This window comes from Paenibacillus macerans, assembly GCF_050565405.1.
In the GTDB taxonomy this organism is placed as follows: Bacteria; Bacillota; Bacilli; order Paenibacillales; family Paenibacillaceae; genus Fontibacillus; species Fontibacillus macerans_B.
Genome location: NZ_JBNYYG010000001.1, coordinates 431,466 through 454,010 on the forward strand (window position 1 = coordinate 431,466; position 22,545 = coordinate 454,010).

A 22,545-nucleotide genomic window follows, 5' to 3' on the forward strand; every position below is an offset into this window, starting at 1 on the left:
ACCAGAACAATTGTTGTATTTTGTGCAACATTTTGCAGCCGAATGCTGTGTTATCTCAGAATAACCTTTTCTGGCCGGCTGTTACTCCGCATTCTTCAACTAACTGACCATACGGCTTGTCAAATTCAAATTTAGGAGCCAGTAAAATGATGAACGGATTTATACATTCAACCGCGGTCGTTGATCCGGGGGCGCAGGTCGGGGAAGGGACGAAGGTTTGGCATTTTACCCATGTGTCGTCCAAAGCCGTGATCGGCAGAGGGTGCAGCCTGGGGCAAAACGTCTACATCGCCGACCGCGTCCGGATCGGCAACGGAGTCAAGATTCAAAACAATGTTTCCGTCTATGAAGGGGTCGTCCTGGAAGACGAGGTGTTTTGCGGGCCCAGCATGGTGTTTACGAACGTGCGGACCCCGCGCTCCGCATTTCCGCGCAATCGCAGCGAGGACTACCGCGAGACGCGGGTCGGGCGCGGGGCGTCGATCGGGGCGAATGCCACGGTCGTGTGCGGCGTGACGATCGGCGAGTGGGCTTTTGTCGCGGCGGGGGCCGTGGTGACCCGCGATGTGCAGCCTTATGCGTTGATGGCCGGGGTCCCCGGCAGGCGCATCGGCTGGGTGTGCCGCTGCGGCAAAACGCTTGGCTTTAGCGGCGGCGAGGGACGGTGCGACGACTGCGGCCGGGAATACCGGCTGGAGCGGGACAACGTCGCCATAACGAAGGAAGGGGGATTCGCATGAAACCGATTCGGGCATTCCGTCAGACAATCCATCCGGCCGGCAAGAATTCATTGGGCAACCCGCCGGCCACCGGCACGGCGCCTCAGGCAATCCCCTTATTGGATTTGAAGCGCGAGATCGCCGAGCTGAAGCCGCAGCTGCTGCAGGCGATCGAGGGCGTGCTGGACGAAGCGGCGTTTATTATGGGCGGACAGGTCAAGCAATTGGAGCGCGAGGTGGCCGCATACCTGGGGGCGAAGCACGCGATTACGCTGAACTCCGGCACCGATGCGCTGGTGATCGCCTTGCTGGCGGCGGGGATCGGTCCCGGCGACGAGGTCGTGACGACGCCGTTCACTTTTTTCGCTACCGCCGAAGCGATCAGCCGGGCGGGGGCAACGCCGGTGTTTGCCGACGTCGACCCGCTGACGTACAACCTGGATCTTGAAGGCCTTGAAGCTGTCGTTACGCCGCGGACGAAGGCGGTTATTCCGGTGCATCTGTTCGGCCGCCCGCTGGACATGGCGCCGCTGATGGAGATGGCCGAGCGCCGCGGGCTGATCGTAATCGAGGACGCGGCGCAGGCGTTTGGCGCCGAGGCGGGCGGGCGGAAGGCGGGAACGATCGGCCAGTTCGGCTGCTATTCCTTTTTTCCGTCCAAAAACCTGGGGGCCTACGGTGACGGCGGGATGCTGGTGACCGACGACCCCGGGCTGGCCGAAGCGGCGGCGATGCTGCGGACGCATGGCTCGAAGCGAAAATATTACAACGAGAAAGTCGGCTTCAATTCCCGGCTGGATGAGCTGCAAGCGGCCATCTTGCGGGTGAAGCTCCCTTACGTGGAGTCGTGGAACGAAAACCGCCGCCGGGCGGCGGCGCGTTACCGGGAACTGCTGCAGGATGTCCCCGGACTCCTGCTTCCCGGCGAATGCCCGGCTGCCGACAAGCAGGTATTCCATCAATACACGGTACGCGTGCTGAACGGCCGCCGGGATAAACTGCTAGCCGGGCTGGCCGACGCCGGCATCGGCTCCATCGTGTATTACCCGCTGCCGGTGCACAAGCTGCCCGTTTACGCGGACGGGGACCATGTCCTGCCGATGGCCGAGCAGCTGTCGCGGGAGGTCCTGTCGCTGCCGATCGGGCCATATATCGGCGCGGACGAACAGCAGTTCATCGCCGGGCATATCCGCAAGCTGATGAGTTAGCGGCAATCACATTTTTCCAAAGGGACGATTATGCAAAACTTGATGAAGAAAGTATCCTCCATTTCCATACGACGAATGAGGCAACTGCGGGAGCTGCTGCGGATTCGCAGTCTGCCCGGCCTGCTGCGCAAGCTCAAAAACGACGGGTTCCTGCGGAACGTCTTCGTGCTGGCCAGCGGCACGGTGATCAGCCAGGTGATCGTGCTGGCGACGCTGCCGATTTTGACGCGGCTGTACTCGCCGACCGAATACGGCACGTATTCGATGTACCTGTCGATCATCGGCATCTTGCTGATGGTGATTTCCTTTTCCTACGAAAACGCCATTACGCTTCCGGAAGACGACCGGACCGCCTCCAGCGTGCTGAGCTTGTCCCTGCGGATATGCATCGGGGTCAGCATCGCGAGCGGCATCGGCATACACATTTTGGAGGAGCCGCTGTCGGCATGGATGCATGAGTCCTATTTAACGCATTATTACCTGTTTTTTATCATCAGCCTGTTTGGGGCGGGGTTTTATCAAATCCTGAACTACTGGTCGGTCCGCAAAAAATATTTCAAGCAGCTGGCGCGGACGAAATACACGCAAAGCATCAGCCAGGTCTCCTCGCAGATCGGGCTCAGCCTGTTTCACCTCGGACCGCTGGGCCTGATCATCGGCGATATCGTCGGACGGTTCGGCGGACTGCTGCCGCAGTGGAAGCTGTGGCGGCGGGACGTCAAGAGCCAGGAGATCACCTCCGGCTGGGCCGACCTGAAGGAGAGCGCCTATCGGTACCGGCGGTTTCCGATCCTGTCGATGGCCGCGGGCCTGCTCAACAGCGTCGTGCTTTATGTGCCGACGATCCTGCTGGCGTCTTTCTACGGTCCGCAGGTAGCCGGCTGGTTCGCGCTGTGCCAGCGCATTCTCGGCTCCCCGATGACGCTGATCATGACCTCCGTCCGCAACGTGTATTTGTCGGAGTCCGCCGACCATATGATCAACAACCCCCACCGGATGTACCCCTTATTCCGCAAAACCGTCCGCAACGTCTTCCTGGTCGGCGCGCTGATCATCCTCGCGATCGTGTCCATCGGCCCTTACCTGTTCTCCTTCCTGTTCGGCGAGGAGTGGGCCCGGTCGGGCAGCTTCATCCGGATCTTGTCGGTCATGTACCTGAGCCAGTTCGTAGCCAATTCGGTCGGCTCCACGATCGACGTGATGGAGAGGCAGGACCTGCATCTGTACCGGGAAATCATACGGACGATATTGATCCTCGGCTCGCTGTATTTTGCCTGGTATACCCATCAATCGGCGGACATCGCGATCTGGCTGTTCAGCGGCGCTTCCACGCTGGGGTATGCCTTGCATTTGGGGCTGTCGTGGTATTCGGTGCGGAAATACAAGTCAAAGGGCGACGAAGCCGGCGAACCATTAATGAGCAAGGAGCGAGGATGACGGAATGTTGACGATCTACTCTCCTCAATCGAGGATTGCCGAAAGAGAATACATTTATCGCGTCATAATGGGCGAGTTCCTGGGAATCGACTACACCGTCGTGTACGGGGACGGGGAACATGTCGAATTGACCATGGCTCCCGAATCGGCCGATCCCCCCGGTTTGGGGGTTCCCAAGCTGCGGATGCCGGACGTGCTGCTGCAAACCCCGCATGAGCTGTGGTTGAAGCCCGGCTCGCTCCCGAAGCTCCCGCTGGATCGGTATAGACCGCAGCTCGGAGAGCCGGAGATGGAAACCTTGCCCGTCATCTATGGAAAAAAAGGGCCCTCCGGCGGCTACGTCGAGCCGATCGGCGATGGCGCTGACGTGGGCCTGTACCTGGGGATCGACGTGTTCGGCAGCGGCCTGTTTATGCTGACGCGGTATGAAGAGCTGGTCTACCGGGACCAGGACCGCCACGGCCGCTTTCCGGCCCGCCATTCCCTCGCTTGCCGCGAGTCGTTCCTCCATCGCCCGATCGTCAATGCCTACGTGGAGGTACTGTGGGGGCTGATGCGGGAGCTTTGGCCTTGGTTAACCCGCAAACCGCGGAAACCGGTCATTCGCATCAGCCATGACGTCGATTTTCCATATTACGTGTATGGCCGCAGCCGGCTACGCATGATTCGGGAGACGCTGATGGACCTCGTTCGGCGAGGGGATCTCGAATCCGCGTGGAAAAAAGCGAAAATGCTCTGCAAGTCCCGGCGCGATCTCGCCCTGGATCCGTACAACACCTTCGGCTGGCTGATGGATCTCAGCGAGCGGGCGGGCATCCGCAGCGCCTTTTATTTCATCACCGAAGAGCGCCGCCCCAAATCGGGCCTCGACGGCAATTACGCCATCGACGACCCGGCCATTCAAGAGCTGCTGCGCCAAATCCACGCCCGGGGGCATGAAATCGGGCTTCATCCGGGATATCACACGTTCCTGAACCCTTCGCGGATCCGCACGCAGTTCGAGAAGCTGCGGCAAGTCGCGGCGGCGAACGGCATCCGCCAGGAAGCCTGGGGAGGCCGGCAGCATTATTTGCGCTGGCACGCCCCGGATACGTGGCAGTTCTGGGAGGATGCCGGCCTGGCTTACGACAGCACGCTCAGCTTCGCGGACCGGGCGGGATTCCGCTGCGGGGTCTGCTACGAGTTCCCGGTGTTCAACCTGAAGACCCGCCGGGAGCTCTCCTTGCGCGAGCGCCCGCTGATCGTGATGGACCAGACGATTTTGCACCCGGCCTACATGGGGCTGACCCATGAGCAAGCTTACGAGACGATCCGCAGGCTGTACGCGGAATGCCGGAAGTATAACGGCGACTTTACGCTGCTTTGGCATAACAGCCAGCTGCTGAAAGCGGCCGACCGCGGGCTTTACCGCAAGGTGCTGCTGGAACTGCTGCGGCCGAGCACAAGAAAGGAGGCGACCGTGTGAAAATCGCTTATCTGCTTCACTGGAACGAAGGGCCGGAAAGCGGCGTGTTCAAAAAGGTCGTCGGCCAGGCGCTCGCTTGGCGGGCGTTGGGCCATGAGACGGCGTTGTTCCTGTTCAGCAGCCGGGCCGGGGACGCCTGGGAAGAGGCCGGCGCCGGCGGGGTTCCCATCGTCTGCGAGACGTATGGCGGCAAGCTGGGCAGAACGCCGCGTTTCAAGGCATTGGTCGGCAAGCTGCGCGGATGGCAGCCGGACGTCGTGTACCATCGCTTCGATTTGTATTATCCTGCGCTCCCCCGGCTGCTCCGGGACTACCCGTCTGTGCTGGAGATCAACACGAACGACGTGACCGAGCTGGCGCTGGAGGGGTGGAGCGGACTGCCGCGCCGCGTCTACCACCTCCTGACGCGCCGCCGGGTACTGGCGGCGGCCGGCGGGTTCGTCTTCGTCAGCGGCGAGCTGGCGGAAGCGGATGGCTTTCGCCGTTTCGCGAAGGACCTGACGGTCATCGGCAACGGAATCCCGCTGGAGCGAGTAGCGGCGGAGCGGTTGGAGAGCGGCGCGGATGCGGGCGCAACCACGGAAGCTATCACGAGTCCATCCGTGAGTCCAACCACGAATCCAGCCACGAATCTAACCACGAATCTAACCACGAATCCAACCACAACGCCGAACGCGATCAGGTTCGTTTTCCTCGGCTCGGCCGGGCAAAGCTGGCACGGCGTGGACGAAATCGCCCGGCTGGCGGCGGCCAGGCCCGACTGGCGGTTCGACGTCGTCGGGCTGGATCGTGCGGAGCTGGAGACGGAGGGGGCGGTGCCGTTAAAGCCGCTTCCGGCCAATATGGCGTTCCACGGGAAGCTGACGCGATCGCGATATCAGCCGCTGCTGGACCAGGCCGATATCGCCATCGGCACGCTGGCGCTGCACCGGAAAGGCATGGAGGAGGCTTCACCGTTGAAGGTGCGCGAGTATTTGGCCAACGGCCTGCCGGTCATCACGGCTTACCGGGACACGGATTTTCCGCAGCCGGTGCCGTTTATGCTCCAGCTCCCGAACGAGCCGGGGAACGCGGTGCGCCATCTGACGGCCATCGAGCGATTCGCCGGGAGCTGGGCGGGGCGGCGCGTGGCTCGGGAGCATATCCGGCATTTGGATGCCGCCGTGAAAGAGGCGGCCAGGGTCGAATATATGCGGCGGATCGTTGGTCTGGCCGGGGATAAAGCCAAGGGCCGAGCCGGCGATAAGAAACGATTCGCACTCTCGGCAGCGCTGCGGGCCGGAACGGGGGCCGGCGAGCAGGAAAGAGGGAACGGATAATGCCGGAACTCAGCTTGCTGTGGGTAGCGCTGCTCGGGGGCGTCGTCGTCTTTTTCATCCTGCAGTGCCTGATGGTGCTGAAAATGAACGTGGACGCCGCCTACCTGTTTGCTTTCTGCATCTATTTCGACCTGTTCGGCTACTTCTACAAGCTGGTCATCCCGGGTCAATCGCTGCTTCTGCTGGTCGCGGCCCCGCTGCTGCCCGTGGGGGTTGCCTTGCTGCTCAAACCGGAGATCGTCAAGCAGCTGCTTCGGGATCAAGGCGTTTGGTTATGGGGGTTGTTTCTCGCTTACGCCTTATTCTCCTTGACCTGGGCCTCCGCGGATTCGAACGGATTGATGAAGGAGATCATTTTGCTGGCCCATGGCGTGGTTCCCGCATTATACACCTACATCGTTTATCGAAAATACGGCAAATTCTCCTGGACCGTCGTCGCCGTAATCGGCTTGGCCTACGCGGTCGGCCATTTGCTGCTCGGGGAGTATTCCGAGGAATACCCCGGCCGTTTGACTCTTCCGGGCGGCAATCCGATCTTTAACGCCCGGGCTTCGCTGATCACGATGACGGTTTGCCTATGGGCCCGGCCCATTCCGCTTCCCGTCAGGCTGCTGTCGTTTGCGGCCGCCTGCGTTTCGGCGCTGGCCACCCAGTCGCGGGGTCCGCTGGCCGCCTTTCTGATTGCCAATGCGCTTTATTTCGCCGTTTGGCTGATCCGCAAGTACCGGGAGAACAAGCTCCGGCGTTTGTCCCGGCTGGTCGTGCCGCTGCTGTTTCTCCTGATCGCGGCGGGGGGCGCGGCTTCGGCCTATGCGGAGCAACTGGTTACCTGGGTTGAGGGCAGCCGGTTTATGGTGCTGTTCGACCGGAACCAGCTGCAAGGCGACGACAATTACATCGGCCGGATGGATTTGCAGACGAGGGCGCTGGAGAAGCTGGAGGCTTCGCCGTTCGTCGGGGCGGGCCTCGGCAGCGTCACGCCGCCGTTGGCCCGGGATTTCCCGCATAATCTGATCCTGGAAATCGCGGCGGAAGGCGGATTTCTCGGATTGGCGTTATGGACGTTCGCCGTGCTGTTTTCTTTGTGGGCGACCGTCAAACAGGCCCCGGTACTGGCGATTTTGCTGGTGCAGACGATCGGTTATGCCCTGGTGAGCGGCGACTTCGGCTACAACTACGAGTATGTGATGATAGCCTTTGCCGGGCTGATGCTGCTGCCGGCAAGGCAACGGGAAGGAGTGACGGCGAAACGTGAAAATCTTGTTTCTTATTACCGGATTTGATTATGCCGGGGCGGAAAATCAGGTGCTGCTGCTGTGCCGGGAGCTTAGGGTAAGAACCTGCGAGGTTCGGCTGGTGACGATGATTCCGCCGACGGCTTATCTTGAGGAACTGGAGGAGCTGGGGGTCGAGGTCCGCAGCCTCGGCATGGCCAAGGGCGTGCCCGACCCCCGCGCCATCGTCCGCCTGGCCCGGCTGATCCGGGAGATGCGGCCCGACGTAGTCCACAGCCACCTCGTGCACGCGAATATTCTGGCTCGCGTCGCGCGCCTGTTCGTGCCCATTCCGTTCCTGATTTGCAGTGCCCATAACATCAATGAGGGGGGGAAGGTACGGGAAATGCTGTACCGTCTCACCGATCCGCTGGGCGACGTGCTGACCAACGTCAGCCGGGAAGCCGTGCGGGAGTATACCGGGCGGAGGATCGCCCCCGCCCGCAAAATCCGGCTGATGGAGAACGGCATCGATCTCGGCCGGTTTGCAAGCGATGAGCGGGACCGCGCCCGGTTACGGGCCGAACTTGAAGCGGCGGGAGGGTTTGCCGGCGGGGGGGACGAACCAGCAGCGGTCCCGGGCCTGAATCCGAGCTTGACCGCGTGTTTAACCCCGCCGGAGCCCTTCGTTTGGCTTGCCGTCGGCCGTTTCGTTCCGGAGAAAGACTACCCGGCTATGCTGCTCGCTTTCGCCGAGGCCCGGCGAACCTGCCCGGACAGCCGGCTGTGGATCGCGGGCATCGGGCCGGAGCGGCCGCTCGTCGAGCAGCAGGCCGCCGAGCTGGGGCTTGGCGGCCTAGTGCGGTTTCTCGGCATCCGCACCGACATTCCGCGGCTGATGAACGCCGCCGACGGTTACCTGCTCTCCTCGAAGTGGGAAGGGCTGCCGATCGTGCTGCTGGAGGCCTGCGCCTCCCGGCTGCCGATCGTCGCCACCGGGGTAGGCGGCAACGCCGAGGTGGTATTGGACGGCATGAACGGGTACGTGGTGCCGGCGGAGAATCCCGCGGCCCTGGCGCGCGCAATGGAGCGGGTGATGACCCTGCCCCTTGGGGAGCGCCGGGCGATGGGCCGGCGCGGGCGGGAGCATGCCGCGGAGCATTATGCCGCATCGCGCGTCGCCGACAAATGGATCGGGTTTTACGAGCAGGCCTCCGGGCTGACCCTGCCGGCGGCTTACGCGCGAGCCGAGGGGGCGCGGGAAGGATGATGCGGAAAGCAGCCTACGTGGCGACGGTTTATTCCCATTTGGCGGCGTTTCATCTCCCCTTTATGCGCGATTTGCGGGAAAGCGGGACGGAGGTGCATGCTTACGCCGCCCCGGATCACTGCAGGGAAGAGGTGGCCTCCGCCGGTTTCGCTTGCCGGGACCTTCCGTTTAGCCGAAACCCGTTCGCGCCCGGAAACCTAAGGGCGTTGCGGGAGCTGATCGGCTGGCTGAGGCGGGAGCGGTACGACCTGATCCATGTGCATACCCCCAACGCAAGCGTCGTATGCCGGTTGGCGGCGGCGTTGGCCGGGAGTCCCGCCCCCAAGGTCGTATACACCGCGCACGGCTTCCATTTTTACTCCGGCGCTCCCTGGCGGAACCGCCTGCTGTATTATCCGCTGGAACGCATGCTGTCGCGGCTGACCGACGTCCTGATCACGATTAATCAGGAGGATGACAAGCGGGCGGCCGCCTTCCCGGTCCGCGGCAGAACGGCGTACGTCCCCGGCGTCGGCGTCGATTTGCCGTTGTACTCTCCCCCCGGGGAGGGGGAGGCCGAGCGGCTGCGCGGCGAGCTGGGCCTTGCGCGGAACGATTTCGCCATCCTGTGCGCCGCGGAGCTGAATCGCAACAAAAATCAGGAGCAGCTGATCGGCGCCGTCCGCGAGCTGCGCGACCGCGGCATCCCCGCCGTGCTGCTGCTGGCCGGAACGGGTCCGCGGGAGGCGCAATACCGGCGGCTGGCGGCGGAGCTCGGTATGAAGCGGGCGGTGCGATTTCTGGGCTACCGCCGGGATATCGTTCGGCTGCTGCATGCCGTCGACGCGTTTGCGCTGCTGTCCCGGCGCGAAGGGCTGCCCAAAGCGCTGCTGGAGGGCTTGGCCGCCGGCAAGCCGCTGGTGGCGACGGATGTGCGGGGCAGCCGCGATCTCGTCGTTCCCGGCCGGAACGGATTCCTTGTACCGGTCGGGAACGCGCGGGCCGCTGCGAGCGCGTTCTCGCGTCTGTTCGCGGACCCGGCGCTGCGGCGGAGGATGGGCGAATACAGCCGCAAACTCGCGGCGCTGTACGACCTGGAGCTGATTCGCGGGGAAATCGCCGCGATCTATCATTCGCTGGACGACCACTTGGCCGGTCAAGTACAGCCGTCGCCGGGAGGCGGGGCCAAGGAAGGGGAGGGAGTCTATGATCAAGCTGTTTCGGAATAACGGGACGAAGGCGGTCTTGCTGCTACTCGACGCGCTGCTGATCTGCGTCAGCTATTGGCTGGCCGACCGGCTGTTGGCGCACGGCGTTTCGCCGATCGCTCAGGGGGACTCTTTTCTCCGGAATGCGCCTTGGCTGGGGCTGTTTACGGTGACGACGTATTATTTTTACAACTTGTACGATTTGGCGGGGCGGCGGAAGCCGGCGCAGTTTCTGTTCAACCTGCTGTTGGCCCATCTGTTCATTGCCGCGGAGCTGATCGTGTACAGTTATTTGACCCAATCGTTTAGCCTCTCGCCCGGAATGCTGTTCGCCGCGTTCGCCAGCCAGTTGCTGCTGTCTTTCGGCCTGAGGCTGCTATTGTTTTACGTGCAAAGCAAAGGGTTCGGCCGCAAAAAAACGCTGGCCGTCGTCAGCGGCGCACCCGGCGACGTTCAGGCGCTGCAAACCATTCTGCTTAAGGGCAAACCCTGGTTCCGCATCGAACGGATCATTCAGGCGGACGGGGAAGGGACGGCGATCGAGGCGACGGACCGCGTCTGGTCCGGCGTGGAAGCGCTGCTGGTAGGGCCGGGCTTGCCTCCCGGGACCAAAGCGGATTGGGTGCGGGCTGCCGGGCTAAGGAATATGGAAGTGGTCATGATTCCGGACTTCTATGAACTGTATCTGGCCGATGCCGAGCCCCAGCAAATCGACGATTTGCTCGTTTACTCGCTGATGCCGCCCCAGTTGACGCTGCCGGAGCGGGTGTTCAAGCGTCTGCTGGACGTCGTGGTTTCGGGCTTGCTGCTTCTGGCGGCTTCCCCCGTGATGCTGGCGATGTTCATCGCTATCCCGTTGACCTCCAAAGGCAAAGCGCTGTATATGCAGGAGCGGGCCGGTTTACAGGAGAGGCCTTTTCCGCTTTATAAGTTCCGCAGCATGGTCGACGGCGCGGAAGCGGCAACCGGCCCCGTGCTGGCGGGCCGCCATGATGCGCGGATCACGCGCCTGGGCCAGTTTATCCGCGCCACCCGCATCGATGAACTGCCGCAGCTGTTCAACGTGCTGCTCGGTCAGATGAGCCTGGTCGGTCCGCGCCCGGAGCGGGCGTTTTTCATCTCGCGGTTCAAGGAAGAGCTGCCGCATTATACGTACCGGTTTATGGTGAAGCCGGGGCTGACCGGGTACGCCCAGGTGATGGCGGGCTATGCGACGACCCCCTCCGATAAGCTCCGCTACGATCTGATGTACATCAAAAGATATTCGTTGCTGCTCGATATGCAAATCCTGTTCCAGACCGTCAGGGTCATCCTCCAGCGCGAACAGGCCAAGGGCGTCGAGACCCCGGCCGCCGGTATTTCGGCGCTTGCCGTCGTCTCCGCTTCCCAGCCATCCGCCACATCGACGCCGCCGTCCGCCGCTTCGGGGGCGTACCCGTTGCTCTCCGCGTCCCCCTACGCGCCGCCTTCCTCGTCAACGCCTCCGTCTCCATAGGACTGACGCGATATGCTTTCGGGCAGGCGGCTTCTTCGGCAGCCCCGAAAGAGGCGCCGCCTGCCTGAGGAGCATGCAGCGGGGATCGCCTCGCCCCGGCTGCCCGATTCGGGCGGCCTATGCCGCTATCCGCCGCCTTCGGCCGGCTCCGGCGTATTGTCCGCGACCGTGCCCGTTCCGTCACGGATCGCGGCTTTGGCCTCGTCCGACAGGCGGATGCCCGTCTCCACGCGGCCGATCGCATTGCCGGTCACGCGAAAGCCGCGGACCTCGCCGAGCCGGATGCCGCTCGTATTCCGCGCGGGGACGGCCGGTCCGCCTTCGATCACGTTATTTTCGATGACGATATCGCTTAAAGGCCCGGCGTCGGCTTCGATCGCCGCGTAATAGCTGCCCTTCCCGCCGATGATATTTCCCGATACGACCACCTCGTCGGCATAAATGGAAATCGCCGCGTACATATCCTGCGGCAGCGGGTCCTTCGGGGCGGTTAAGTAGCGGTTATCTCCGCTGTAAGGGTTCACGATCCGGTTATTCTTCACGGCGACGCCGGGGGCGGAAATTTTGATTGCCCTTTTGGCCGCATGGTGAATGATATTGCCTTCAATGACGGAACGGGATAAAGGAGAAGGCTCCGGCGGTTTGTCGAAAAAAATCCCGTCCGCATCCTCCCGCGGCGTAATATGCGAAATGACGTTGCCCGCGATGGTGACGTTCCGGGCGATCGTCCGCCCCGGCTCACTCCAGGCCATGATGCCGCGAGCCACGGGAGTACCCTGCCGCGCGGATATGCCGGTCACGGTGCAGCCGCGGATCGAAATGCCGGAGGTGTCCCCATAGATCATGATCCCGGCGACTACCGTGGAATACAAGGGGTTATGCGGATCCTCCGGCTGGCTTAAGTGCTGGACGACGCTGCCGGCGATCCGTACGTCGGTGGAGCCGGCATGGACCCCGATGCCGCGGGTCAATCGGCCTCCGCCGTCGATCACGATACCCTCGATGCGGATGCGGCGTCCAAACACCGAAACGGCCTCAAAGCCGTAGCGGGCCGCGGACAGCGGTCGAAACTTCAGGACAGGCCGCCCCTGGCCGCGGAGGGTGACGCCGCTAAGCAGCGGCAGCGGTTCATCCAGCGAGAGCAGGTAAGAGCCGGGAGGGACGTCGACGACGGCGGTTCGGCCGCCGGCGGCTGCCTGGCGCAGCACCCGCATAAACGCGGCGGTATCGTCCGTGATGCCGTCTCCCCGGGCGCCTGCGTCTTTGACGTTGAAGGCAGGGGGGAAGGGGGGAATGGACAGCTGCCGGATGAGCAGCGCACCGGCGGACAAGCCGAGGAGCAGGACGCCGACGAGGATGAGCAGCCTTGCTTTTGGCACTCCGCCGTTTCCAGGCATCCGGCGCCTGCCTGTCCGAACCTGTCCGCCAAGCTTACTCATCGGCCGCGTCTCCCAGGATTTGACGGGACAGCCCTCCCCAGGCCTTCATGTCCGGCAGCCAATAATAGAGATCGGCCTTGACCAGCGGGTCGAAGGCCGTTCCGCTGCTGCCGGGAAACTGTACGTAGCCCATTTCCTCCGGGTCGATGCCTCGAACCATCCAGGCCAGGCTGATCATGTCGGCATCGGACAGGTTGGTATCGAGAATGTCCTCCTTGACTTGCTCGATTAAGGCAGGCAGGCGGGTTAGATTGTCCGGAACGAGCATTTTCCGGGCGATGGACTTGATGACGAACGCCTGGTTTTGTTGGCGGGCGCTATCGCCGTCGGCCAGAGATTTGCGTTCGCGGACGAACTGGAGCGTGGTGGTGCCGTTCCAGTGCTGCTTCCCGGCGGGCAAGGTCTTATGGTAATAGGTCAGCTTGACGGGTGCGTCCAGTTCAACGTCCAAGCCGCCGATCGTATCGACGAAATGCTCAAACCCTTCGAAATCGGTTTTCGCGTAGTAATTGATCGTGCAGCGGCAAAGGTTGCTGACGGCTTGAATGGCCGCTTCGGTACCGGCATGGCCGCCCTTGCCGGTAATTTCGCCCATGGCATGCGCATGGTTGATTTTCGTCAGGCCGATGCCGGGCAAATGGACCCGGGTGTCTCGCGGGATGGATACGAGGTTCACGGCATTTTGCTCCGGATTGACGTGGACCAGCATCAGCACGTCGGTTCGGGAGGCTTCCTCGGCCCTGGCGTCGGTTGCCAGCAGCAGCAGATTAAAGCTGCCGTGCGCGCCGCGGACCTCTTTCTGCTGCGGCCCGGCCGCAGCTTCACCGGCGGTGCCGGCTGCCGGAACGGCGGCAGGCCCGTCCGTAGAGCTATCCGGGGTAAGCCCGGCGGACGCGGCGGCGTCTTCCCGGGCCGGCTCGGGCTGCGCTAGCACGGGAATATCGGTGCCGCGGAAATGCCGCGAGGGTTCGTATTTCAAGTAGGCCAAGAGCAGGCCCCCTGCCAGAAGCAGCAGCAGGACTGCGGGAATGAGGATTTTTTTGGGCAAACGCATAGGTTCAACTCCGTCTCTCTTGAATATCCCATATCGCGGATGAAGGGTTTCTTAGCAATATATTATCGAAAGGGAGCCACTATACCGACAAAACGAAAAAATAGAATTGTAAACGGCACGTGAATGCGCGCGAAAATTACGAAATACCAGCATTTTCAAGTATATTCCGAACCATGCTTACATAAGGTGTTTAGACAAGTGAAAACGCCAGAATTTTCGTGGAATGGGAGAGTCGGGACAATGAAAGTACTAGTAACAGGGGGAGCAGGCTTCATCGGCCGTCAGACGGTCAAACGGCTCGTTGAATACGGGGATCGGGTGGTCGTCGTCGACAAAGACCGGGACGGCGAACTGGCAAAGGCGGACGAGTCGGTCGCTTATTATCCCGTGGATATCGTCTCGGAGGAACTGGAGCGCGTTTTCGCCGAAGAACGCCCGGATCGGGTCATTCACCTGGCCGCCCAGACCAGCGTTCAGCGCTCCCTGCAAAATCCGCAGGCCGATGCCGAGACCAACATCTTGGGGACGATTCAGGTGCTTCAGCAGTGCGCCCGCTATGGTGTGGAGAAGATCGTATTCGCTTCGTCGGCGGCGATCTACGGCAATCCCGTTCAGGTTCCGGTAGCCGAGTCGCATGACGCGGAGCCCTTGTCGTTTTACGGCGTTTCCAAGCTCGTTTCGGAGATGTACATTCAATCCTTTGCCGAGCGATATGCGCTCGACTACGCGATTCTGCGGTACGCCAACGTATATGGGATTCGCGAGCGCCGTACCGGGGAGGACGGGGTGCTGACCTCGTTCGTGGAGCGCATGATGGCCGGGCTGCCGCTGGAGGTGTACGGCGACGGAAGCCAAACGCGGGATTTCATTTACGTCAAGGACGTTGCGGAAGCGAATGTGCTAGCGCTGCGCGCGGGCGGGAAGCACATCATGAACGTGAGCGGCGGGACCGGCATTTCGCTGCTGGAAGCCATCGGGATGCTGAAGGAGTTGTCCGGCCGCAACGTACAGCCGCAGTTCCGCCCGGTCCGGTCGGGGGAAATCGAGCATAGCGTGCTGGATAACGGAAAGGCCAGGGACGTCCTTTGGTGGGAGCCCCAATACTCTCTCTACGACGGGCTTCGTGAAATGGTAGAGTTTGAAACGGAAGCCCGCAAAAACCCCTTGCTGGTCCGGCACATCGGCTTCAGCGAAACGTCGGCCGTCTAGTCGGCCTGTAGGTGTAGAGTCCGCCCATGCCCCCCCCGCTTCTCCCAGGAGACAAGCGGGGGGAATTTTGTGCGTGATCGGGTAAAGGTTTTGGCGGCGTCTGTGGTATGATGAACATAACCATTGTCATCAACCGAACGGACAAGGAAAGGTTTCCCGTCCAGGGAGATTGGGGAGGAGCACGCCGTGAATCTCAATACGGACGAACATGCGAAAACGGGTTCAAGCGAGGATTTCCTCGCCGGTCAAAATGGTTTCGCTTACATTAGTCAAACGCTGCGGTTGTGGGTGTCATGCCTGATGGAGAACGCCTTGCTGCTGCCGGTTTGGCTCATCTTTGCGGCGTTCTTCCTGCCGGCGGGGCTATCGCCGGCCTGGCTGGGCATGCTCCCGCTGCTGTCCCTGGGAGGGGTCCTGCTCGGGACGCGCCTTCGCAAGCTATGGCAGCGAGGGGCTGCCGCCGCTTTGCTGGGAGCGGGCTTTGCGGTCGCTGCCGCCTTGTCTGCATCAGGCGGGGCGGGCCCGGGGCTTCTCGGTTTGGGCGATGCCCCGGCCTCCGCGCAGGACGCAGCCGTCGCGATCCTGCAAACCTTCGCTCTGTTCGCGGCCTGCGTCTTCTGCTTGATGCAGGGGATGTCGGCGCAAGCGCGCCGGGGCAGCTTCCGCCTGTATTGGGCCGGCGTCGGTCTGTATTTCATCGCGGGGATCGCGTTCCCGCGCATTCCCGCGCTGGCGGGAACCGTGCCGCTGCTCACATGGTCGGGGTTAGCCTGTTTAGCGGTGACGCTGTTCGTCACGAATCACCAGTATTTACGGTACAGCTCGTTGTCCGGCGATCCGAACGAACGGCTTCCCGCCGGCCTGCGCCGCCATAACCGCCTGTATATCGGCGCGATCGTGGCCGTCTCCGTGCTATTGGCCGCCGGGGCGGGGCGCTGGATCGGCGGTCTTCTGTGGGAGCTGGCCAGACGGATCGTGCAGTGGCTGACGCGCCGGCCGGAGCCGGAGCCGCTGCCGGAGCAGCCGGCTGCCGAGATGCCGTCCATGGAGCCGTTTTTGCCGGCGGATACGCATGAACCGGGCCTGCTGTCGCGGATCCTGGACATTGCTTTTTACTCGCTGGGGATCTTGATCGGAGCGGCGCTGCTCGGCTATTTGCTGTATTGGCTGTACCGGAACGGCGGGGGGGTTTGGCGCAGGACGATCGATCGTTTGCTGGCCCTCCTTCGCAAGGAAAGCGCCGCTGCGGAGAATGCGGCGTACCGCGACGAGGAGAAGAGCATCTTTACCTGGGAGGCCGCGCTGCAGAGCTGGAGACAAGCCGGCGCCCGGCTGTTCCGTCCGGGCGCGGCCCACGACCGCTGGGAGGACATGAGCGACAACCGGGAACGTGTGCGCTATTTATACCGGTTGCTGCTGCGGAAGGAGCGGGACGGGGGATATCCGCTTAAGCTGCATTTAACCCCGCGGGAGACCATCATGGATATCCGGCGGGACAAAGAACAACGGCGGGAGGCCGGCAACAAGGGAAGGGCCTCAAGCTTAATGAAGCGTCTGGCCGGCGATGGTGTGCAGGCGACCGAGCCTGTGCGGGAGGAGCCGGATTCCCCTGCCGGGGAGCTCGTCCGGCTGTATTACCGCGCCCGCTACGGGGAAGGCATGCCCCGCGACGAGGAAGTGGCGGAGCTTCGGCAGCGCCTGCCGAAGTGAACGAATCAAGGACATGGATTCGGCCGCGAATCGGCCCGTCCGGCAAGGCAAATAAAAAGGGTTGACCCAAAAGGGCTCCCCCAAATACTATTATTGGACAAAGGAGCTTCCAACACTACGTCGTGAGTGAGGGAAGCTTCTTCTTATGTTTGATTTCAGGCATTAACAGGGGGACGGCATCATGGCGATTTTGGCTTACGGTGAGGTTCCCGAGCAGCTAGGGGACGCCTACGGAGCATCTACAGGAGACGCGTAAGGTTACTTTCAGGAGGACGCTCATGGTATACTTTCGGTTATGTTCCGCGCTTCGCCACGCTGGCATTATTAACTTTGTATGAAATTTCATACAAACTAAGCTATTTTCGGTCCATTCTGGCCAATTTGCACGATTTTTCGTATAAAGTTCCTCGTTTGTTTGCTTTGCTGTCTCCTTTTACACGATAAATCGTACAAAATCATTAAATCTGCTATAAGACCGCGGTAACCTGTACGATTTATCGTACAACACGTTACTGCACGTATTGTCGTACAAATCGGCTCGCTGGGTATAACGGCTAAAGTGAGCCCTTGAAGAGGGCGCCGTTCACTTGCCCCCAATTCTGAGGAACGCATTTGTAGTAGAGCAAAAAAACAGGGAATGGCGGCGCAAGGATCATGCCCTCGCCCCGCCATTCAAATTATTTCCAACCTATTTTTTACCAAGCAAACCTCCTGTCTATATGAGCCCGCTTGATTTATGAGCCGTGCTTCACGATTTCGAGCTTCTTGAACCGGTGCGGTTCTTTCTCCAATAGCTTAAAAGTCAGTTCCTCATGCTCGAGCGTTTCGCCGACGTCCATGCCCGGGTTCATCCCGTAAAGCCAACCGCCGATCGAATCGACTTCCTCCGTGCTCAGGTCGGTCAAGAGCACATCGTTAATCTGATTAACCGTGACGGTACCGAGTACAACGACATGCGACTCGGTCAGTTGAACGAGGGGATCCTCCTCTTCCTTGTCGAACTCGTCGCGGATTTCCCCGACGAGCTCTTCGAGGATGTCCTCGAGCGTCACCAGGCCGGCCGTGCCCCCGTATTCGTCGATCAGAATCGTGATATGGGTGCCTTCCCGCTGCATTTTTTTCAACAGCTCATTGACCGGGGTGACCTCCGAAACCGCCATGACCGGTTGAAGCAAGGAGGCGATCTCCAGATTCGGATTGCTGTCGTAGGCCAGGAAAAACTGCTTCGTGTTGACGATCCCGATGACGTTGTCCTTGCTGCCTTCCACGACGGGGAACCGGGTATATTGCTGCTCTTTGATGATGTCCAGGTTCTCCTGCCGCGTCTTGTCTGTATATAAGCACACCATGTCGGTGCGCGGAACCATAATTTCCTTGGCGAGCAAATTATCGAACGCAAAAATCCGGTTGACGTACCCGTATTCGCTTTGGTTGATTTTGCCGCTTTCGAAGCTTTCGTTGATGATGATTTGCAGCTCTTCCTCGGAATGCGCTTCTTCATGCTCCGAAGCCGGCTTGATGCCGATCAAGCGCACGAGCTGGTTCGCCGAGCCGTTCAGGGCCCAGATGAAGGGACGCATCAGCTTCGTAAACATGATCAAAGGTTTTGCCGTAATCAAGGCGATTTCCTCCGACTTGCGGATAGCCATCGTTTTGGGAGCCAATTCGCCTACGACAACGTGTAAATAAGTAATAACGACGAACGCGATGATAAAAGAAAGCGCGCCGCCGACTGCTTCAGGTACTTGAAGGCTGTGGAACGCCGGATGCAGTATTTTCTCCACCGTAGGTTCCCCGAGCCACCCGAGCCCGAGCGCGGTGATCGTAATCCCCAACTGGCAGGCGGACAAAAAGCCGTCCAAATTGGAGGTTACCTGCTTGACGGCGAGCGCTCCTTTGCGTCCCTCCGCAATCAATTGATCGACCCGGCTGCCCCGGACACGTACGATCGCAAACTCCACCGCCACGAAAAATGCCGTAAACGCGATGAGCACCACGACCAAAACCAAGTTCACCAAAAGCCTGTCACTGTCCATTCTTTGCATCTACTCCTTAATTTTAAAATATAAAGTTATAAAGCATAACTCTATTATATATGATGATGCTTATGGAACGCGAACTCCCGTGGATTTCCGACAAATTGCGCATTGCGCATAATGTTCGTGTTTGGACGGATGGCTCGGCTACTATTGCGTATTTTGTTTATGATAATGCTTTAAAATACGAATATTAGTATAATGCTTCGCTTGACTTATACGCCTATTTTAAATATACTCATGTTGTTGCCAAAAAAGTCATACTAAACTTCAACTTACTTTCGTATATCCTCAGTAATATGGATTGAGGGTCTCTACAAGGAACCATAAATTCCTGACTACGAATAGGGTGCATTTGCATACCTATGGGAAAGTCGGGATTTTTTTGTTTGGGCTCGATTCTTGATGATGACGCGACTACATTACCGACCTCAGGAGGAAACCGATGAGTAAATACGACGCGATTGTGGTGGGGGCCGGACCTGCGGGGATTTTCGCCTGTTACGAGCTGACCCGGAAGGCTCCGCATTGGAAAGTGCTTCTGGTGGACAAGGGACATGATATTTACCGCCGCCGCTGTCCGATCTTGGAGGAGAAAATCACGCTTTGTCCGCCCGCGGCGGGGCGCAAGGAGTTTGCCGGATGCCTGCCGGCCTGCTCGATTACCGCCGGGTTCGGCGGCGCCGGGGCGTACAGCGACGGAAAATTTAACATTACGACGGAATTCGGCGGTTGGCTGAGCGACTATATCGCCCCGACCAAGGTGCTGGATTTGATCCAATATGTCGATGCCATCAATCTGGAGCACGGTGCCACGACCAGCGTCACCGATCCGCTGACGGACGCCGTCCGGGCGATCGAGCAGCGCGGGTACGCGGCGGGCTTGAAACTGCTGCGGGCGCAAGTGCGCCACCTGGGGACCGAGCAGAATTTGGAGATCCTGGGGTCGATTTACGAATACCTGAATACCCGGATCGACATGGTGTTTAAAGCGGAAGTCGAGGACCTGATTACGATAAAAGAGGACGGCAGCCATCGGGTACGCGGAATTTCGCTCAAAAACGGCGAGACGTACGAGGCCGATCTGGTGATGGTTGCTCCCGGCCGGGACGGATCCGCTTGGCTGACCGAAATCCTCAAGAAGCGCCGGCTCAAAATGACGAACAACCAAGTGGACGTGGGGGTTCGCGTAGAGACGTCGGACGTGGTGATGCGGGAGATCAACGAGCATTTATACGAGGGCAAGTTTATTTACAACACGTCGGTCGGCACGCGGGTACGGACGTTCTGCAGCAATCCTTCCGGACATGTCGTCGTCGAAAACCACAGCGGGGTAATGGCGGCCAACGGTCATTCCTTCAAGGATCCGGCGCTCGGCTCGCACAATACCAATTTCGCGCTGCTCGTCTCGCATAAATTTACCGACCCGTTCGATAAACCGAACGAATACGCGCGGGAGATTTGCCAGCGGGCGAACGATTTATCGAACGGCGGCGTGATCGTGCAGAAATACGGCGATATTTTGCGCGGACGCCGTTCCACGGCAGGGCGTATATCGGAAGGCTTTCTCGAGCCGACGTTGAAGGAAGCGGTGCCGGGCGATCTCGGCCTCGTGCTGCCTTACAATACGATGAAAAGCCTGATCGAAATGGTGGAGGCGCTGGACAAGGTGACGCCGGGGATCGCTTCGGAACACACGCTGTTCTATGGCGTCGAGGCGAAATTCTACTCCGCCCGTCCGAAGCTGAGCGAGTCCTTGGAAACCGAAATCGGCGGCTTGTTCTGCGGCGGCGATGGCGCGGGAATTACCCGCGGGCTGGCGCAGGCCGGCGCGGCGGGCGTCTGGATCGCCCGCGGGATGTTGGCGAAGGCCGGCGCAGCAAGCTAATTCGGCTCCGTTGCCGGGAGTGCGGCTGCCGGGCATAACGAGAAACGGGTACGGTCCCCCTTGAAATAAGGAGACGTACCCGTTTTTAATGTGCTCGCTTCTGGCGAGGGGAAGAGGAAATGTTGTATTTTATATAGCATTTGGAGCTGGATTTGGCCCAGACCTAGGCGATTGTTGCACTTCGTACAACATTTACTCCGTCAAAAGGGTTAAACGGGTAAAAATGTTGCACTTTTTACAACAAACAGCGGCTAAAGCGGTTCCGCTAAGCCCTAATGTTGCACGATTTACAACATTTTGTGGCGCAAGCTAGATTCGCATGAAATGGATCGGGCCTAGCATCACCTAATCGCTTTCACCGCCTTGCAGCGTCAGATGCAGCTCGTTGTTATCCTCTGTTTTCGGCTCCAGCATGCTTTGCACGTATTTTTGTAAAAAGGACGATTCGGACTTCTGCCATAATCGGTATCCTTGGGACGCCTGCAGTTGCTCCCGCTCCGGCGCCGACGCAGCCGTACCGGCAAAATACATCAGGTTGATATCCGACATCGTCTGCGCCATTAACGCCTTGTCCGCATCGGAAACCTGAAGCTCCGCGAGGGAGGCGTATGCCTTAGCATAAGAGTGGTCGGCAAAAAATTGGCGGCTGTAGATGACGAAGCCGGTTAGGTTTTCGTCCGGATCGCGCCTCTCGCGGGCCCAAGCTTCTACATCGATCCCGGCCGTTCGATAGTCGATCGCTCCTTCGGACGGATTGTAGCGAAGCACGCCGTACTGGTGCGGATACACGCTAAAAGCGCTTGTCGCAATATCGTAAAGGCTTCCGCCCTTCGCCTGCCGGATATCCTGTATGTGTATATGGCCCGACAACACGAGGTTCAGACGAAGCTTTTGAAATAACCCGATCACTTCCTCGCTGTTGTTAAGCGTAAAGCCTTCTCTCGCCACGGCGCTGTGATCGATCAGGTTATGATGCATCACCGTCAAAATCCGGGCGCCTTGCTCTTTGGCCAGGGAGGCGCACTCCTCGATCCACTTGAGCGTCAGCGGCGGAATTTCGCCGTCGGTTTGGGGGAAGCCGACCAGCTCGTTCATATCATATTGGCTCGTATCCAGCATGAGCAAATAGAGATCGGGGGAGACCTCGGCCAAATAGCTTAAGGTCGACTTATCCCTGGAAATGGCCTCATCATAACCATAGTTTCCGTAAAGGACGGGAAATTGCTCCGGCGTGATCCATTCGGTTTTGTATTGACCGTCTCCTTTGAATTTCCGAGCCCAGGGATTGGATAGGTCATGGTTCCCCGGAATGACATAAACGGGCGTTCCGGCGGCTTCGATCCGTTTCAGCTTGGCGGCCAAATCCTCATGGCTGGCTTGTTCTCCGTTGTTGGTCAGGTCGCCGCTCAGAATAAGCGCGGCCGGCTTCTTGTCTGCAATCTCCGCCACGAACGCCTCGCTCATCGGATCGATATAGTTGAGCAGCTTGCCGTCCCCGCTATGGACATAATCCTGAAAGGCCTTGCCGTTATCGTGCAGCCGTGAGCTGAGATAATGGATGTCCGTTGCTACGAATAGCTCGAACGGCTGGCCACCCCGCGGTTTATTCGGCACCTTCGACACGGAGGGGGGGACGGCTTGGCATGCGCCAAGTCCGAGCAGCCCGAGGCCGACGAGGAGCAGGCGGGCGATGAAGCGGGTTTTAGAATTCATGGAGTTTCTTCTCCCTCTACGTAAGCTATTTGACTAGGCATGTGCGATAAATCCACTGTATACGGGAGAAACGCGAGGCGCTGTGCTGTATTTAACTTCAGGAATTTTACATTATTTTAACCGGGAGGAAATAATCTGCAATTTAATAATAAATATGATGAGGAGGTAGTCCATTATAAAGG

General features: G+C 60.0%; 16 protein-coding genes and 1 riboswitch. Of the genes, 12 read left to right on the plus strand and 4 right to left on the minus strand.

Translation table 11 applies throughout. The features are described from left to right. The first annotated feature begins 149 nt into the window (after positions 1-149). The 9 genes from ACQ4N8_RS01695 to ACQ4N8_RS01735 are packed head-to-tail and all read left to right on the plus strand — an operon-like array spanning position 150 to position 11,314. Complete coding sequence (locus ACQ4N8_RS01695; RefSeq protein ID WP_430702573.1) at positions 150-740, plus strand: acyltransferase; 591 nt, start codon at positions 150-152, stop codon at positions 738-740. Then, entirely contained in the window at positions 737-1,927 is a 1,191-nt protein-coding gene (locus tag ACQ4N8_RS01700) for a DegT/DnrJ/EryC1/StrS family aminotransferase (protein ID WP_430702574.1), read from the plus strand. Before ACQ4N8_RS01695 ends, ACQ4N8_RS01700 begins: the two co-directional genes overlap by 4 nt. A 42-nt stretch (positions 1,928-1,969) precedes the next feature. Further along, a complete protein-coding gene (locus tag ACQ4N8_RS01705) occupies positions 1,970-3,364 on the plus strand; it encodes a lipopolysaccharide biosynthesis protein (protein ID WP_430702600.1) in 1,395 nt (464 codons plus the stop codon). Between the two features lie 4 nt (positions 3,365-3,368). Further along, the gene (locus tag ACQ4N8_RS01710; RefSeq protein WP_430702575.1) at positions 3,369-4,829 is read left to right on the plus strand and encodes a polysaccharide deacetylase family protein; all 1,461 of its coding nucleotides are present in this window, start codon (positions 3,369-3,371) and stop codon (positions 4,827-4,829) included. Continuing rightward, positions 4,826-6,148, plus strand: a complete 1,323-nt coding sequence (locus ACQ4N8_RS01715) for a glycosyltransferase (protein WP_430702576.1) — start codon at positions 4,826-4,828, stop codon at positions 6,146-6,148. The genes ACQ4N8_RS01710 and ACQ4N8_RS01715 overlap by 4 nt, the downstream gene beginning before the upstream one ends. Then, a complete protein-coding gene (locus ACQ4N8_RS01720) occupies positions 6,148-7,431 on the plus strand; it encodes an O-antigen ligase family protein (protein ID WP_430702577.1) in 1,284 nt (427 codons plus the stop codon). Before ACQ4N8_RS01715 ends, ACQ4N8_RS01720 begins: the two co-directional genes overlap by 1 nt. Next, the gene (locus ACQ4N8_RS01725) at positions 7,400-8,632 is read left to right on the plus strand and encodes a glycosyltransferase (RefSeq protein WP_430702578.1); all 1,233 of its coding nucleotides are present in this window, start codon (positions 7,400-7,402) and stop codon (positions 8,630-8,632) included. The genes ACQ4N8_RS01720 and ACQ4N8_RS01725 overlap by 32 nt, the downstream gene beginning before the upstream one ends. Beyond that, positions 8,629-9,840: a glycosyltransferase family 4 protein gene (locus ACQ4N8_RS01730; protein ID WP_430702579.1), complete on the plus strand. Its 1,212-nt coding sequence runs from the start codon at positions 8,629-8,631 to the stop codon at positions 9,838-9,840. The genes ACQ4N8_RS01725 and ACQ4N8_RS01730 overlap by 4 nt, the downstream gene beginning before the upstream one ends. Further along, on the plus strand, positions 9,818-11,314 hold the full coding sequence (locus ACQ4N8_RS01735; RefSeq protein WP_430702580.1) for a sugar transferase: 1,497 nt from the start codon (positions 9,818-9,820) through the stop codon (positions 11,312-11,314). Before ACQ4N8_RS01730 ends, ACQ4N8_RS01735 begins: the two co-directional genes overlap by 23 nt. A 125-nt stretch (positions 11,315-11,439) precedes the next feature. On the opposite strand, the gene ACQ4N8_RS01740 is transcribed toward ACQ4N8_RS01735, so the two are convergent. Beyond that, a complete protein-coding gene (locus ACQ4N8_RS01740) occupies positions 11,440-12,753 on the minus strand; it encodes a glycosyl hydrolase family 28-related protein (protein ID WP_430702581.1) in 1,314 nt (437 codons plus the stop codon). Continuing rightward, positions 12,746-13,807, minus strand: coding sequence for an LCP family protein (locus ACQ4N8_RS01745; RefSeq protein ID WP_430702582.1), 1,062 nt, complete (start codon positions 13,805-13,807; stop codon positions 12,746-12,748). Before ACQ4N8_RS01745 ends, ACQ4N8_RS01740 begins: the two co-directional genes overlap by 8 nt. Before the next feature lie 240 nt (positions 13,808-14,047). Here ACQ4N8_RS01745 and ACQ4N8_RS01750 point away from each other — a divergent pair, with 240 nt between their 5' ends. Both ACQ4N8_RS01750 and ACQ4N8_RS01755 read left to right on the plus strand, forming a co-directional pair. Further along, positions 14,048-15,016, plus strand: coding sequence for an SDR family NAD(P)-dependent oxidoreductase (locus ACQ4N8_RS01750; protein WP_430702583.1), 969 nt, complete (start codon positions 14,048-14,050; stop codon positions 15,014-15,016). Between the two features lie 186 nt (positions 15,017-15,202). Continuing rightward, complete coding sequence (locus ACQ4N8_RS01755; protein ID WP_430702584.1) at positions 15,203-16,726, plus strand: hypothetical protein; 1,524 nt, start codon at positions 15,203-15,205, stop codon at positions 16,724-16,726. Positions 16,727-17,460: 734 nt separating this feature from the next. Here the strand turns inward: ACQ4N8_RS01755 and ACQ4N8_RS01760 are convergent. After that, positions 17,461-18,762 carry a hemolysin family protein gene (locus tag ACQ4N8_RS01760; RefSeq protein WP_430702585.1) on the minus strand — a complete coding sequence of 434 codons (1,302 nt, stop codon included), beginning with the start codon at positions 18,760-18,762 and terminating at the stop codon, positions 17,461-17,463. Positions 18,763-19,023: 261 nt separating this feature from the next. Beyond that, a riboswitch (purine riboswitch) is annotated at positions 19,024-19,123 on the plus strand. 84 nt (positions 19,124-19,207) lie between these two features. Here ACQ4N8_RS01760 and ACQ4N8_RS01765 point away from each other — a divergent pair. Then, a complete protein-coding gene (locus tag ACQ4N8_RS01765) occupies positions 19,208-20,650 on the plus strand; it encodes an NAD(P)/FAD-dependent oxidoreductase (protein WP_430702586.1) in 1,443 nt (480 codons plus the stop codon). A 345-nt stretch (positions 20,651-20,995) separates the two neighbouring features. Here the strand turns inward: ACQ4N8_RS01765 and ACQ4N8_RS01770 are convergent, their stop codons facing one another. Continuing rightward, on the minus strand, positions 20,996-22,363 hold the full coding sequence (locus ACQ4N8_RS01770) for a metallophosphoesterase (protein WP_430702587.1): 1,368 nt from the start codon (positions 22,361-22,363) through the stop codon (positions 20,996-20,998). Positions 22,364-22,545: the final 182 nt, after the last annotated feature.

Excerpts from the sequence above, each read along its gene's own strand:
- ACQ4N8_RS01765 (WP_430702586.1), top strand. The coding sequence starts at position 19,208 with ATGAGTAAATACGACGCGATTGTGGTGGGGGCCGGACCTGCGGGGATT.
- ACQ4N8_RS01770 (WP_430702587.1), bottom strand. The coding sequence starts at position 22,363 with ATGAATTCTAAAACCCGCTTCATCGCCCGCCTGCTCCTCGTCGGCCTC.
- ACQ4N8_RS01710 (WP_430702575.1), top strand. The coding sequence starts at position 3,369 with ATGTTGACGATCTACTCTCCTCAATCGAGGATTGCCGAAAGAGAATAC.
- ACQ4N8_RS01760 (WP_430702585.1), bottom strand. The coding sequence starts at position 18,762 with ATGGACAGTGACAGGCTTTTGGTGAACTTGGTTTTGGTCGTGGTGCTC.
- ACQ4N8_RS01735 (WP_430702580.1), top strand. The coding sequence starts at position 9,818 with ATGATCAAGCTGTTTCGGAATAACGGGACGAAGGCGGTCTTGCTGCTA.
- ACQ4N8_RS01705 (WP_430702600.1), top strand. The coding sequence starts at position 1,970 with ATGAAGAAAGTATCCTCCATTTCCATACGACGAATGAGGCAACTGCGG.
- ACQ4N8_RS01695 (WP_430702573.1), top strand. The coding sequence starts at position 150 with ATGAACGGATTTATACATTCAACCGCGGTCGTTGATCCGGGGGCGCAG.
- ACQ4N8_RS01745 (WP_430702582.1), bottom strand. The coding sequence starts at position 13,807 with ATGCGTTTGCCCAAAAAAATCCTCATTCCCGCAGTCCTGCTGCTGCTT.
- ACQ4N8_RS01730 (WP_430702579.1), top strand. The coding sequence starts at position 8,629 with ATGATGCGGAAAGCAGCCTACGTGGCGACGGTTTATTCCCATTTGGCG.
- ACQ4N8_RS01720 (WP_430702577.1), top strand. The coding sequence starts at position 6,148 with ATGCCGGAACTCAGCTTGCTGTGGGTAGCGCTGCTCGGGGGCGTCGTC.
- ACQ4N8_RS01700 (WP_430702574.1), top strand. The coding sequence starts at position 737 with ATGAAACCGATTCGGGCATTCCGTCAGACAATCCATCCGGCCGGCAAG.
- ACQ4N8_RS01740 (WP_430702581.1), bottom strand. The coding sequence starts at position 12,753 with ATGAGTAAGCTTGGCGGACAGGTTCGGACAGGCAGGCGCCGGATGCCT.
- ACQ4N8_RS01750 (WP_430702583.1), top strand. The coding sequence starts at position 14,048 with ATGAAAGTACTAGTAACAGGGGGAGCAGGCTTCATCGGCCGTCAGACG.